Raw genomic sequence first — 13,294 nt, forward strand, 5'->3', positions numbered from 1 at the left:
TACATACATACCAATTAATGGCAAACGACATAAAAAACCAAAAGGACATCCTGGAAAAACTGGGTATTGAGGCCTTAAACCCAATGCAGCAAGAAGCCCTTGCCGTAATTGAAAAAACGGCAAATACCATTCTTTTATCTCCTACGGGAACAGGAAAAACACTTGCTTTTCTACTGCCCTTAATTGAAAATCTGGATATTGATAACCCGGAAGTGCAAGCCCTGATCGTGGTTCCCACCCGGGAGCTGGCCATTCAGATAGAACAGGTGGTGCGCGATATGGGTTCGGGATTTAAAGTGAATGCAGTATATGGCGGCAGGTCAAAAAGTAAGGATAAAATCGAACTCAAACACACGCCGGCTATATTAATAGGTACCCCGGGGCGTATCCTGGATCACTTTGACGATGACCGGTTTTCTAAAGCGAGCATCAACGATCTCGTGCTTGATGAGTTTGACAAGTCCCTGGAGATAGGTTTTGAAAGCGAAATGCGCGAAATCCTAAACGACCTTCCCGCGGTGCGCAGGCGCATATTGACATCAGCGACGCAGGGTGTGGAAATCCCCGGGTTTGTAAACCTGAATAAACCGACGATTATTGAATATTTATCGGATAAAAAAGACCCTAAATTGGCCATTAATACGGTTATTTCACCAGATAAAGACAAGCTGGAAACTTTATTTGAACTGGTACAATTTCTTGGAAACCAACCGGGGATCATATTTTGCAATTTCAGGGAAAGTATAGAGCGCGTAAGCGATTTCCTGACCGAAAAAAAGATCAGTCATACGTGTTTTTCGGGGGGTATGGAGCAAAAGGACAGGGAACGCGCACTTATAAAATTTAGAAATGGTACGAGCCAGATTTTGGTAGCCACAGACCTTGCTGCGAGGGGGATTGATATTCCAGAACTCAAGTTTATCATTCATTATGAATTACCGCACGCGGCGGCAGAATTTACGCATAGAAACGGCAGGACCGCGCGGGTAAATGAAAAAGGCACGGCCTACGTACTGCAATGGAAAAACCAGCGATTACCAGATTTTATTGAAAAAACGGAGCCCATAACTATTCCGAAGGCAAAAACAAACGGGAACGAAGTATGGGAAACGCTCTTTATTTCTGGCGGGAGGAAAGATAAAATCTCTAAAGGCGATATCGCCGGCCTTTTTATAAAAGAAGGAAAAATAGCCCAGGATCAGTTGGGCGTTATAGAACTCAAACAAGACTGCGCATTTGTCGCCGTACCGCAAAAACTGGCAAATCAATTAGTCAACAAATTGAATAACAGCAAACTTAAAAAGAAGAAAGTTCGCATTCACATACTTTAATATCGAAATGGGAACAATTTATTAGAATCTTGAAGTGCTAAAAAGTCCTTTGATGTGTTGAAAATAGATATCGCGTTAGGGATTGCAGTAAAAATCCTTTTTGCGAGAAACGATCAAAAAGATTGTAGCGAAAAGCCCGACCCGTAGGGAAACGCCCAAAACATTGAAAAACTGACCTAAATATGGCTAAAAACAGCATTTTTTGAGCACAATATCTTAAAAACAATTCCTATAATGAACACATTAAAAATCAGGAATATGGGATATAATTTAGAATACATTCTTAAATGGGCGTAGTGAAATATACCGAACAGCATTAAATACAATTAATTTTAATACTGCTTTGATAGAAAACACCACAGGTTTCACAATTTAAAAGATAACGCTTCAATCTGCACGTTTTCAACTATTAAAACGTACTTTTGCGCCCGCAAAATATACACGCTATGAAACGCATTACAGAATACAAGAAACTCTTTGGGGTTGAAAAAGATATTGAACTTAAGGAACTTAAAAAAAGTTACAGGAACCTGGTTAAGGAATGGCATCCAGATAAGTTTCAGGAAGGTGATGAGAGACAGGCAGAAGCTGAGATCAACAGCCGCAAAATCATTGATGGCTACCATTTTCTCGTAAGTATCGCCCCAGAAACCAGGGCAGCCAATTTGGAAGAATTCAAAGAAACCACAAATGTGGCCGGTATTGAAGATTTTCAGCATAAAGGAATGCTTCTTGAAATTACCTATTTAGATGGGAATACGTATGAATTTTTTGGTGTGACCAGAAAAATATATATAAAAATGGTAAACAGTGATAAGTTGAACCGTTTTGCAAAGCGTAATATTTATCCTAATTACCTGTACCGAAAGTCTAAAAAGACTGCGGAACACGCATAATTGTAAATTGATATTCTCTGAAAACACAAAATTCAAGAGGTATTGATTTTAAGAATCCCCCATAAAAAAACCGACTTTTTTAAGTCGGTTTTTTTATGTTTTAATAAAATCAGTTGCAATAATGTGAAGATGTCTTGTGACTTCGTAATATCAATTTATAAAATCTAACGCTGGGACTATTTCTGTTTCTGGAAGGGGTTTGTTCGCTATTAAAATGTACCTGGTGAAAAAATGTGAACGGGTTTGTTCTGTTTTTGAGCACTTTATTTAAAACAATGGCCACTCAAGTTTATACATCACAGGTATTAAGGGAATTTTAAGCAAAAGTGGTCTAAAATTCCTTATATTCTTCACATAAGGAAGTGGTCAAAAACGCTATAAATCCTTATAAATTGGTAAAAAAACACCCAAAAAAATACAATATATATGAAAAATAGAACCTTAGGAAAAAACGGATTTGAAGTAAGTGAAGTTGGGCTGGGCTGCTGGCAGATAGGTGCGGACTGGGGCAGCGAAATTGCTAAAAATGATGCGGAACAAATTTTGGATACCGCTTTTGAAAACGGGATACGCTTTTACGATACCGCAGATGTGTATGGCGATGGTAGAAGCGAAAAGTTGGTAGGTGCTTTCCTAAAAAAACATAAAGACGAGGTCAAAGTCGCGACTAAATTTGGTCGAAACGGTGACATTTTCCCTGATAATTATACAGAAGAAGGTTTGCGTGATTGTGTTGAAAATTCCTTGAAAAGACTGGGCGTAGATCAGCTCGATCTTTTGCAGCTACACTGTATCCCAACCGAAGAACTGAAAAAAGGAGATATTTTTGACTGGTTGAGAACACTGCAAAAAGAAGGTAAAATTGCCCATTTTGGAGCAAGTGTGGAGAGTGTTGAAGAAGGTTTGATCTGTCTCAAACAAGACGGTCTGCAATCCCTGCAGGTCATCTTTAACATTTTCAGGCAAAAATTAGTGGATGAATTGCTTCCGCAGGCAAAAACAAAAGGCGTGGGGATCATCGTGAGATTACCGCTGGCAAGTGGTCTGCTTACCGGTAAATTTGATAAGGATACTAATTTTGATGAAAACGACCACCGTAATTTTAATCAAGATGGTGCCGTTTTTAACGTAGGAGAAACTTTCGCCGGTCTTCCCTTTAAAAAAGGAGTGGAACTCACAAATGAACTTAAAGAAAAGTGCCCAGAAGCTATGTCCCTAGCCGAAATGTCCCTGCGCTGGATCTTAGATCACGATGCGGTCACGACCATTATCCCCGGTGCAAGTTCTGCAAAGCATATTAAGGAAAACGCCAGGGCAAGTGAATTAAAGCCATTACCAGAAGCGTTGATGAAGGAACTATCTGAGTTTTATAGTAAGAATGTGAAGCAGTATGTTAGAGGGAAATACTAATTATCGGCATACATTGAAAACCTAATGGGTTATATAAGAAGGATTATTTAATCTGCATTCCGGTTGTGGTAAAAGAAAATGAATTGTTAGGCCACTTTTTATCACCGTTTGAAAAAGCGGTGTTAGATTAGGTTTTTTATAGTAGTTAATAATAAAATTTGCCACCGTGCCTCCGGTTTCATCGGCTTCGTTGATAACATAATCAATGGTCTCCAAAGGTTTAAGGTACATGGGCTGATCAAGAAATTATCTTAACAAAGCACCTGTGGTATTAAAATAATCTACCCGACCTAAAAACAAGGAGTCCGTTTTACTGGTATTTTTAATGCTCAGTGTTGCCGTAAGAAGTGTTTTTTCATCACGGGAACGTTGATATATTTAGAATAAATAGGGATATATACTTTTTGTAGATTTACCATTTCCCTTATGACAGGTGCCTTTTATGTTAGATTATGAACGCTAAAAGTTTCTGGAATTTCTTCAATATCATTGTTTTCTTTACAAGAAGTCAAGAGATCTAACAGCGATAGGTCAGATACTACTAAATAGTGACGCGTAGGTTAAAATTAGCGTAATAATGAGCGCTTTACATGAATGCGATAAAGAACTGGATCAGAATATAATTCCAACTTTAAATAATTGAAAGTCTCAGGGGGTAAAATGTAGTCCGTAGGGTTTCGTTTGATTATATAGAAAAAGGACTGTATTTTAGCTGCTTCAGTTTGATTTACAAAAATATGCAGATTAAATTTATAGATAGAAAGACAGGGCAAATCAAGCAGGAAACCCCTCCTGCGGAGGGGCTTTTGAAATTTCTGTACGATAATCCATTTGGTAAAACTGCTTTTTTGCCCCTGGCCAGACGCAAGTTTATTTCAGCCTGGTATGGTAGGAAAATGAATAAACCTTCTTCGGTTAAGAAAATTCAGGACTTTATTGATACGCATGGTATAAACATGGAGGAGTATGAAGGAGGCGTTCCTGAATTTACATCTTTCAACGATTTTTTCTACCGAAAGTTAAAACCTGGAGCACGTACCATAGAAAGTGGTTTTGTATCTCCTGGAGATGGCCGTTTGCTCGCTTTTGAAAGCGTTTCAGATCTAAAACATTTCTTCGTTAAAGGGCATGAATTTACGTTGCCAAAATTTCTAAATGATGCGCAACTGGCCAGGAAATATGCAAATGCTTCCCTCTTTATACTGCGGCTCGCTCCTAATGATTACCATAGGTTTCATTTTCCCTATACCGGTACGCCTTCGGAAGTAACCAAAATCAATGGGAAATACTATTCAGTCTCCCCACATGCCCTTGCCAATAATTTTGTAAAGGTGTTTTGTGAAAACAAAAGGGAATATTGTACGCTAAAATCTCAAGACAAAGGGGATATACTTCTCGTACCTGTAGGCGCTACAATGGTAGGTACCGTTATTGAAACGTATAGTCCAGGTCAGCAAGTCGCTAAAGGGGATGAAATGGGCTATTTTGCCTTTGGCGGTTCTACCGTTGCTGTACTCGTGGACAGGGAGAAAATCCAGATAGATGCAGATATTCTTCAAAATACCCGTAATAAACTGGAAACCTATGTGCAGCTTGGTGACAAAATAGGCGTTTGATAAACATGTACTGCAATCGCGTAGAGACTACAATTTTCGATTTAAAGCTTTTAAACTAAATTTTCAACAAAAAATAATAGATTAGAAAATACTTTTATAAAAAAATACACAAAGTATAGCCGTATTAAAAAAAAATTATATTTTTATAATCTACAGGCTTGTTATCGTAAAGTGATAGGTTATTATTAATGCGTTGTTGACGAGTGCATTAATAAATAATGTCGATGCTGTAGATAGAGCAGTATTGTGCTGTAGAGCGTTACCTAACATTTCAAAAGATATATATGGCTACTGTAAAAATGGGGATTGATATCGGTGCAACTAAAACGCACATTGGTATCATTAAAGATGCCCAGGTCATAGATGAAGTAAATTACCCTACACAAGCGCAGGCCTCTCAAGAAGCAATCATAGAAGAGCTCATTGCGCATATGAGCACCTTTGCAAACCATGGTTTTGAGAGTGTGGGCATAGGCGTCCCAGGACTGGTGGATGAAAATTCTGGTATTGTTTACGACCTTACCAATATACCATCCTGGCAGCACGTTCCTCTCAAAGAAAGGCTGGAGGGACACTTTAAGATCCCGGTTCGCATAACCAATGATGCTAATATGTTTGCCCTGGGCGAAAAGGCTTACGGTAGCGGAAAAAAATATCAAAACCTTGTGGGAATCACGTTGGGCAGCGGTTTTGGCGCTGGATTAGTCATTAATGGAAACTTATACTCCGGGATACTTTCCAGTGCGGGTGAAATGGCAGATATCCCTTATCTCAATGCAACAATTGAAGATTATTGCAGCGGTAAATTTTTCAGGGAGCACTACGGCGTTGAAGGTGTGGAGGTAAGTAAGAAAGCCGCTCAGGGAGATCCTGAATCTATAAGAATATTTCATGAATTTGGTACTCACGTAGGTGCTGCCGTACGTATGCTCATGAACATCTTATCGCCCGAAGCAATATTTTTTGGTGGTTCGGTGAGTAAATCCTTTTCCCTTTTTGAACAGGGCATATGGGATAAATTGAATGCATATCCTTTTGAACGCGTTAAGGGCAAACTTCACATTGCGGCTTCTCAAACACCTAATATTTCCATACTTGGCGCGGCAGCGCTCATAGATGGCAACGAGTGATTTTAAACAAACAACCTATAAATTAAGCCCACTATGGCACACGTAACTACTACAGACCAAACACCCTCGTCTAAGGGCAGTACCCAGCGTTCAATAATAATTATTGGTTCGCTTTTTTTTATTTTTGGATTTGTGACCTGGCTCAATTCGGTGTTGATCCCGTATTTAAAACTGGCTAACGAACTCAACAATTTTGAATCCTATCTGGTGGCTTTTGCTTCCTACATTTCTTATTTCGTCATGGCGATCCCCTCGGCCTGGGTGTTACAAAAAACAGGGTTTAAGAAAGGAATGACCCTGGGGCTGGTCGTTATGGCTCTGGGTGCACTTATATTTATACCTGCTGCGCTTTCGCGCACGTACGGTCTTTTTCTTTTTGGCCTTTTTGTACAGGGAACCGGGCTTGCATTGTTGCAGTCAGCCGCTAACCCTTATATCACAATTCTTGGTCCCATAGAAAGCGCGGCTCGACGTATAAGTATCATGGGGATCTGTAATAAAATTGCAGGTGCACTGGCGCCCATAATCTTTGGTGCCATTCTTTTAAAAAACATGGATGCGATCGAGGCGAAGCTCGCCGGATTAGGAGTTGTTGAAAAAGCTGCGGAACTTGACGCACTTTCCGAAAGGGTAATTACGCCTTATATCATCATGGCTGTGGTTCTTGTCGCCCTGGGTATTCTTATTTATTTTTCGGCGTTGCCGGAAATTGAAACCGACGCCGAAGATGAAACCGTAGCAGCGGCAAATAAGAACAAAAAAAGCATTTTTCAGTTTCCGAATTTATTACTGGGTACACTCGCTATGTTCTTTTATGTGGGTGTTGAAGTTATTGCGGGCGACACGGTAATTAGTTATGCGCGTAACGGCCAGGATATCCCAACCGATGTGGCCAAATTCTTTACGACCTATACCCTTGTTGCCATGATTGTGGGTTATCTGGTGGGAACGGTGGCTATCCCTAAATATATAACCCAGGAAAAAGCGTTGAAAATATCAGGTATTCTGGGTATTTTGTTAGGTTTATGTGCCATTTTTTCAGACGGCTACATTTCCGTATTGTGTATCTCACTATTAGGACTGGCAAACGCGTTGGTTTTTCCGGCCATCTGGCCGCTATCATTGGCCGGGTTGGGTAGGTTTACAAAAATAGGTTCCTCGTTTTTGATCATGGCACTTGCCGGTGGCGCGATCATGCCCCCGCTATACGGCTATCTTGCTGATGCCTGGGATGCGCAATTGGCGTATTGGATCATCATTCCTTGTTATTTGTATATTTGGTTTTTTGCCGTAAAAGGACATAAAATCAAGTAAAGAGCTTTAATAAATAGTTGAAAAATGGGCTAAAACAGGCTAAAAATGGTTGGTTTTAGCCCTTTTTTATTGTAAAAGACTCTCTTTTACTTCATTTATATAGCTGCGGCCTATGGTGTATTTGAGGCCTGCAATTTCCACACAGTTGCCTTCGATGGCATCCACTTTGTTTTTAGAGATCGTATATGAACGATGTATACGAAGAAAGCGTTCTGCCGGTAGGCTATCTGTAAAGCTGCTCAGTGTCTGGTGTACGATATATTTACTGGTAAAGGTTACGATCTTGATATAATCTTTGAGGCTTTCAACGATCAGGATTTCGTTGAGATAGATCTTGTTCATTCTCTTTTTATCAATTTTGACAAATAGATAATCGGTTTCGGCAGTTTTTTCAGGTAATGCGGGCATAGTGGATTTGCTATAAAGGGCTTTGTTGACCGCGCGTAAAAAACGGGGAAAGGGAATTGGTTTCAAGAGATAATCCAGAACCTCCAGCTCATAACTTTGCACTGCATATTCTTCATGTGCCGTGGTAATGATCACCAGTGGCTTGTACGGCAAGCTTTGTAAAAAACTAAAACCGTCAATCATGGGCATATTGATATCAAGAAATAATAAATCCACCGTATGGGTCTGTAAAAATTCAAGACTGTCTACCGCGTTGTTGAAGGTTTTTACAAGTTCCAGATCTTTTATCTTCCCCAGAAAGTTCTTGATTACATTTACCGCCAGGGGTTCATCATCTATAATAATGCATTTCAAACTCATCTCAGTTTCAGCTTTAGATCAACTACAAATTCATCTTTAAAGTTATGAATGTCCAGTTGGTATTCCTCTTTATTATATCCTAGTTCAAGTCTTTTTTTGACATTATCTATGCCTATTCCACCGGGGTTTTTATGTTTCGGTACGTAGCTTTTGCTGGTTGCGGTATTGCTGATCTTGAAATATAAAAACTCATCTTCCACGGTGAAATCTATCTTTATGGAAACAGATCCCACATTTTTGTTGGCACCGTGTTTAAACGCATTTTCAACAAAAGGAATCAGGAGCATGGGTGGGATTTTTTTATTCTCAAGACTACCCGAAAGGTTCAGGTCAATATTTAAGAGTTCGCCATAGCGTATGCGTTCCAGCTCCAGGTAATTTTGTATGCAGAGCAATTCTTTTTTTAAACTTTGCTTGTTGGGTTTGGTCTCATAGACCAGATAGCGCATAAGTTCAGAAAGCTTAAGGACAACATCTGGGGTCTTCGTAGATTGTTCCAGGCTAAGCGAGTAGATATTATTGAGGGTGTTAAAGAAAAAATGCGGCGAAATCTGGGAGCGCAAAAAGCGTAGTTCGGTCTCCATCTGTGCTTTCTCAAGTCGCGAGACCCTACTGCTTTCCCGGAGAAAATCTGCCGTTATTTTTATTGCTGTTACAAACGAGAGTACATAAAACTCGCCCAGCATCATCACAATCGCATAATTAAACGTAAAATCTGTGGTTTGCTGGGGCCCTTCAGGCCATACATTATGACTTATTAGCCAGTAAGTCAGTAGATACTTTAAAAGTGCCATTACAAAGATTGCCACTATAACGATGCTTGAAAACAGGATGAATTTTCGTGAATATATAAATTTAGGTATGAGATAGTAAATAGTAAAATAGCAGAGGCCTATGTGTAAGGGGAATTCTATCAGATTCCCCTTTAGGGAAAACAGCAGATCATCATAATAACTGCCCCACCTTAAGGTATTGAATGAAAAATACACAAGCCAGAATACCACGTGGTGCCTGGTGCTGATATCTCTCGTCCTGTTAATGAAATTTCCCAGTAAATTCATATCATTATCCCCTTAATAATTGAGAAAACAGCATAGATTCTGTTGTATGTCTTTTTACAACTGTTATTGGTCTAAAATTATTTTCTAACGTGGACAATTTATAAATATTTAAGATATTGACTGACCAATAATTCATCTTATAGTTATACTCAAATCAAAAAGCGATAAAAAGCAGTGGGTTGAGACTTTAAAAAGAAAATCTAGAATGATAAAAAAGTATATATTTTTCACGGGAATACTATTTCTGTTTACGGCCTGCGGCGAAAGTGAGCCCCAGACCAAGCATTCAGATAAAAAGATGGCACTCATTCAGTTTGTAGATCCTTTTATAGGTACCGGCGGTCATGGTCACACCTATCCCGGGGCGACCGTTCCTTTCGGTATGGTGCAGCCCAGCCCAGACAATGGTCAGAATGGTTGGGACTGGTGTTCAGGATATCATTATTCAGATTCCCTTGTGGCTGGTTTTGGACAGTTGCACCTTAGTGGGACCGGCATAGGCGATCTGGCCGATTTACTTTTTATGCCCGCCACAAAGAAAATCGATCTTACCGTCGCGGTAGAAAAACAGGCCGATATTCCCTATCTGTCCCGCTATTCTCACGATAATGAAGAAGCCCATCCCGGCTACTATCGAGTATTTCTTGAAGATCCTAAAATAGACGTAGAACTTACCGCAAGCCAGCGCAGTGCCTATCATAAATATACCTTTCAGAAAGACGATGACCAATCGGTTATTGTAGATCTTGGTTTTGCGATCAATTGGGACCGGCCCACCGAAACTTCCATAACCTTAAAAAACCCTACGACCATTACCGGAACCCGTCACAGTAAGGGGTGGGCAAAAAATCAAAAAGTGTTTTTTGTTGCACAATTTTCAAAACCTATCGTGTCGCACCAATTTACGGTAGACGGAAAGCAAGTGAAATCAGACAGTATCTCCGGTAGAAAAACGGCTGCACAATTCTTTTTTAATTCCGAAGAAAATGACTCTTTGGAGGTTAAAATCGCCCTTTCTTCAGTAAATATCGCTAACGCGGAGGAAAATCTGGATGCGGAAACTTCAAATTTCAGCAGAGTAAAAAAAGAAACCGAAAACACCTGGGAACAAATGCTTTCAACAATTGAAGTTGAAACGCCGGTGGATTCCTTAAAAACACTGTTTTATACGGCGCTATACCATTCGCACCTTACCCCGGTTACTTTTAGCGATAAAAACGGAGAATTCCGATTGCAAAATGACAGTATTGCCAAAGGTGATTTTACCGCCTACACCACCCTTTCGCTATGGGATACCTTCCGCGCGCAGCAGCCGTTGTTGACGCTTACAAATCCTGACAATGTGAGCGATATTATCAGCTCCATGTTAGCGTATTATGGCATAAACAAAAAACTTCCCGTATGGAACCTTTACGGAAACGAGACCAATACCATGACCGGCTATCATTCCATTCCTATCATTACCGAAGCTTATCTTAAGGGAATAAAAGGTTTTGATGCCGAATATGCTTTTGAAGCCATGAAAACCACCATGATGCAGGATGAGCGCTGGATGGATCTTTATAAGGAATACGGTTATATCCCTTTTGACCTGGGAAATGAATCCGTTACTGCTACGCTTGAATTTGCTTATGATGACTGGTGTGTGGCGCAAATGGCAAAAGCGCTGGGCAAGCAAAAAGAATATGAGTTTTCCCTGGATAGGTCAATGGCCTTTCAGGAATTATATGATCCAGAAACCGGATTTATGCGCGGAAAATCAAAAGATGGCAAATGGCACGAACCCTTTGATCCTAAATTTTCCAAACACGAGACCAATACAGATTATACCGAAGGAAATGCATGGCAGCACAGTTGGTTTGTACCGCACGCGCCAGACAGCCTCATAAAACTAATGGGCGGCAACGAAGCTTTTGTGGCTAAATTAGAACAGCTTTTTGCCGAAAGTTCCGAGATTTCAGGAGATGAGGCCTCGCCAGATATTTCAGGATTGATAGGACAATATGCGCACGGTAACGAGCCCAGTCACCACATTGCGTATTTGTTCAATAAAGCCGGTGCACCCTGGCGTACGCAATATTGGGTTCATGAAATTCTAAAGACCCAATACGATACCACGCCTAACGGACTGAGCGGTAATGAAGACGCCGGGCAAATGTCAGCCTGGTACGTTTTTAGTTCTATGGGTTTATACCCTATGAATCCTGCGAGTACCACTTACGAGATAGGTAGCCCTATTTTTGAAAAGACAACGCTTAATTTGCCTAACGGAAACACATTTACTATTGAAGCAAAAGACGTATCAGACACCAATTTCTATATTCAATCTGCCACACTGAACGGTAAGGAATTCAATCAGACCAAAATCCCACACAGCGAGATTTTAAATGGCGGGACCCTGACACTGGTAATGGGTTCTGAGCCAAATGAGGCTTGGGCGGTTGCTAATTAATAAATACGCAAAGTGACCTGCAAGGTATGAACGAGGCACGAGCGATCCTTGTAGGTCTAAATGGGATATTGTTTTAAAGAGCAAAAAGCAAAAAAACGAGCGAAGGATCTCGATACAAATTTTTCGGCTCACGCCTCAAATTCACTCGATTTGACAGTAGCGGTTACAGATACCGTCACTTCGAGTGTTTTTCGTCGAAGCGGCAGCGAAGACTAAAAATGTATCGAGAAGCGATATAACAAAATAATTTTTAATGAAAGCCATAAAATCACTCGTCTACTTCCTTTTTAGCACCACACTTTTCGCACAGGAAATACAGGAGCCTCGCCTTTATGTGGCCTACAAAACTACAAAAACCATCAAAATTGATGGAAAACCAGCTGAAAATGCCTGGGAAACAGCTTCCTGGAGCACCGATTTTATTGATATTGAAGGGGAGAAAACGCCCAAATACAAGACCAATGTAAAAATGATCTGGGATGAGACCAATGTTTATTTTTACGCAAAACTGGAAGAACCGCACATTTGGGCAACGCTTAAGCAGCGGGACACCGTTATTTTCTACAATAATGATTTTGAGATTTTTATGGATCCGGCGGGGGATACCCAGAATTATATGGAGTTTGAAATGAATGCCTTCAATACCGTATGGGACCTTCTAATGCCACAAGCGTACCGGGAAGGCGGTAACGCCGTTGACAGTTGGGATATCAAAAATATTCAAACCGCGGTCCACATGGAGGGAAGTATCAATGATGCCAGCGATACAGATAAATACTGGTCGGTTGAAATCGCGATGCCGTGGGAGGTGCTTACCGAAGTCGCTCCCGGTGCAAACATCCCAAGGAACGATTTCTGGCGCATCAATTTTTCCCGTGTCAACTGGGATTTTGAGCTAAAAAACGGTGATTATTACCGAAAAACAGACGAAAAAGGCCAATTTTTACCGGAATATAACTGGGTTTGGTCACCTCAGGGAGTCATCAATATGCACGAGCCAGAGCATTGGGGCTATGTATATTTTGCAGACGTTTCCCCAGAGGTAAAACTCAATGTAAGGATTCCGCAGGATGAAAAAATACGCTGGGAACTTTATGCCCTCTACCGGGCGCAAAAGAGCTACCTGGATAAGAATAAAAAATGGGCAAAAAGCATGAAAAACCTTCGGAAAACACCAATTTTGATTGATGGAAAGCCATTGAAAACAACCTTAGTAATGCATTCCGCAGGATGGAATATCACAGCTGAAAGTCCGTTTTCCAATAAAAAATACCTGATCGATCAGGAAGGCGATTACAAACAACTTAATAAGTAAC

General features: G+C 40.5%; 10 protein-coding genes and 1 pseudogene. 8 read left to right on the forward strand and 3 right to left on the reverse strand.

Translation table 11 applies throughout. The annotated features are described in order from the left end of the window. The first annotated feature begins 17 nt into the window (after nucleotides 1-17). The 3 genes from P162_RS11330 (at nucleotide 18) to P162_RS11340 (ending at nucleotide 3,637) form a co-directional block, all read left to right on the forward strand. The gene (locus P162_RS11330; RefSeq protein WP_031427492.1) at nucleotides 18-1,331 is read left to right on the forward strand and encodes a DEAD/DEAH box helicase; all 1,314 of its coding nucleotides are present in this window, start codon (nucleotides 18-20) and stop codon (nucleotides 1,329-1,331) included. Between the two features lie 446 nt (nucleotides 1,332-1,777). Beyond that, nucleotides 1,778-2,227, forward strand: a complete 450-nt coding sequence (locus P162_RS11335) for a KTSC domain-containing protein (RefSeq protein ID WP_031427493.1) — start codon at nucleotides 1,778-1,780, stop codon at nucleotides 2,225-2,227. 426 nt (nucleotides 2,228-2,653) lie between these two features. Continuing rightward, a complete protein-coding gene (locus P162_RS11340) occupies nucleotides 2,654-3,637 on the forward strand; it encodes an aldo/keto reductase (protein WP_031427494.1) in 984 nt (327 codons plus the stop codon). A gap of 21 nt (nucleotides 3,638-3,658) precedes the next feature. Here P162_RS11340 and P162_RS18065 read toward each other — a convergent pair. Further along, nucleotides 3,659-4,015, reverse strand: a pseudogene (locus P162_RS18065) (DUF3124 domain-containing protein). A gap of 359 nt (nucleotides 4,016-4,374) precedes the next feature. On the opposite strand from P162_RS18065, the gene P162_RS11355 reads away from it, so the two are divergent. The 3 genes from P162_RS11355 (at nucleotide 4,375) to P162_RS11365 (ending at nucleotide 7,697) form a co-directional block, all read left to right on the forward strand. Beyond that, nucleotides 4,375-5,253, forward strand: coding sequence for a phosphatidylserine decarboxylase (locus P162_RS11355; RefSeq protein ID WP_031427496.1), 879 nt, complete (start codon nucleotides 4,375-4,377; stop codon nucleotides 5,251-5,253). A gap of 284 nt (nucleotides 5,254-5,537) precedes the next feature. Next, the gene (locus P162_RS11360) at nucleotides 5,538-6,383 is read left to right on the forward strand and encodes an ROK family protein (protein ID WP_031427497.1); all 846 of its coding nucleotides are present in this window, start codon (nucleotides 5,538-5,540) and stop codon (nucleotides 6,381-6,383) included. A 33-nt stretch (nucleotides 6,384-6,416) separates the two neighbouring features. Beyond that, a complete protein-coding gene (locus P162_RS11365; protein ID WP_031427498.1) occupies nucleotides 6,417-7,697 on the forward strand; it encodes a sugar MFS transporter in 1,281 nt (426 codons plus the stop codon). Between the two features lie 66 nt (nucleotides 7,698-7,763). Here the strand turns inward: P162_RS11365 and P162_RS11370 are convergent, their stop codons facing one another. Continuing rightward, nucleotides 7,764-8,465, reverse strand: a complete 702-nt coding sequence (locus P162_RS11370; RefSeq protein ID WP_031427499.1) for a LytR/AlgR family response regulator transcription factor — start codon at nucleotides 8,463-8,465, stop codon at nucleotides 7,764-7,766. Then, nucleotides 8,462-9,526 carry a sensor histidine kinase gene (locus P162_RS11375; protein WP_031427500.1) on the reverse strand — a complete coding sequence of 355 codons (1,065 nt, stop codon included), beginning with the start codon at nucleotides 9,524-9,526 and terminating at the stop codon, nucleotides 8,462-8,464. The genes P162_RS11370 and P162_RS11375 overlap by 4 nt, the downstream gene beginning before the upstream one ends. Before the next feature lie 205 nt (nucleotides 9,527-9,731). Between P162_RS11375 and P162_RS11380 the strand changes: the two genes are divergently transcribed. Both P162_RS11380 and P162_RS11385 read left to right on the forward strand, forming a co-directional pair. After that, nucleotides 9,732-11,978, forward strand: a complete 2,247-nt coding sequence (locus P162_RS11380) for a GH92 family glycosyl hydrolase (RefSeq protein ID WP_031427501.1) — start codon at nucleotides 9,732-9,734, stop codon at nucleotides 11,976-11,978. 253 nt (nucleotides 11,979-12,231) lie between these two features. Continuing rightward, entirely contained in the window at nucleotides 12,232-13,293 is a 1,062-nt protein-coding gene (locus tag P162_RS11385; RefSeq protein ID WP_031427502.1) for a carbohydrate-binding family 9-like protein, read from the forward strand. The last annotated feature ends 1 nt before the right edge of the window (nucleotide 13,294 follow it).

It is taken from the genome of Flavimarina sp. Hel_I_48, assembly GCF_000733945.1.
In the GTDB taxonomy this organism is placed as follows: Bacteria; Bacteroidota; Bacteroidia; order Flavobacteriales; family Flavobacteriaceae; genus Leeuwenhoekiella.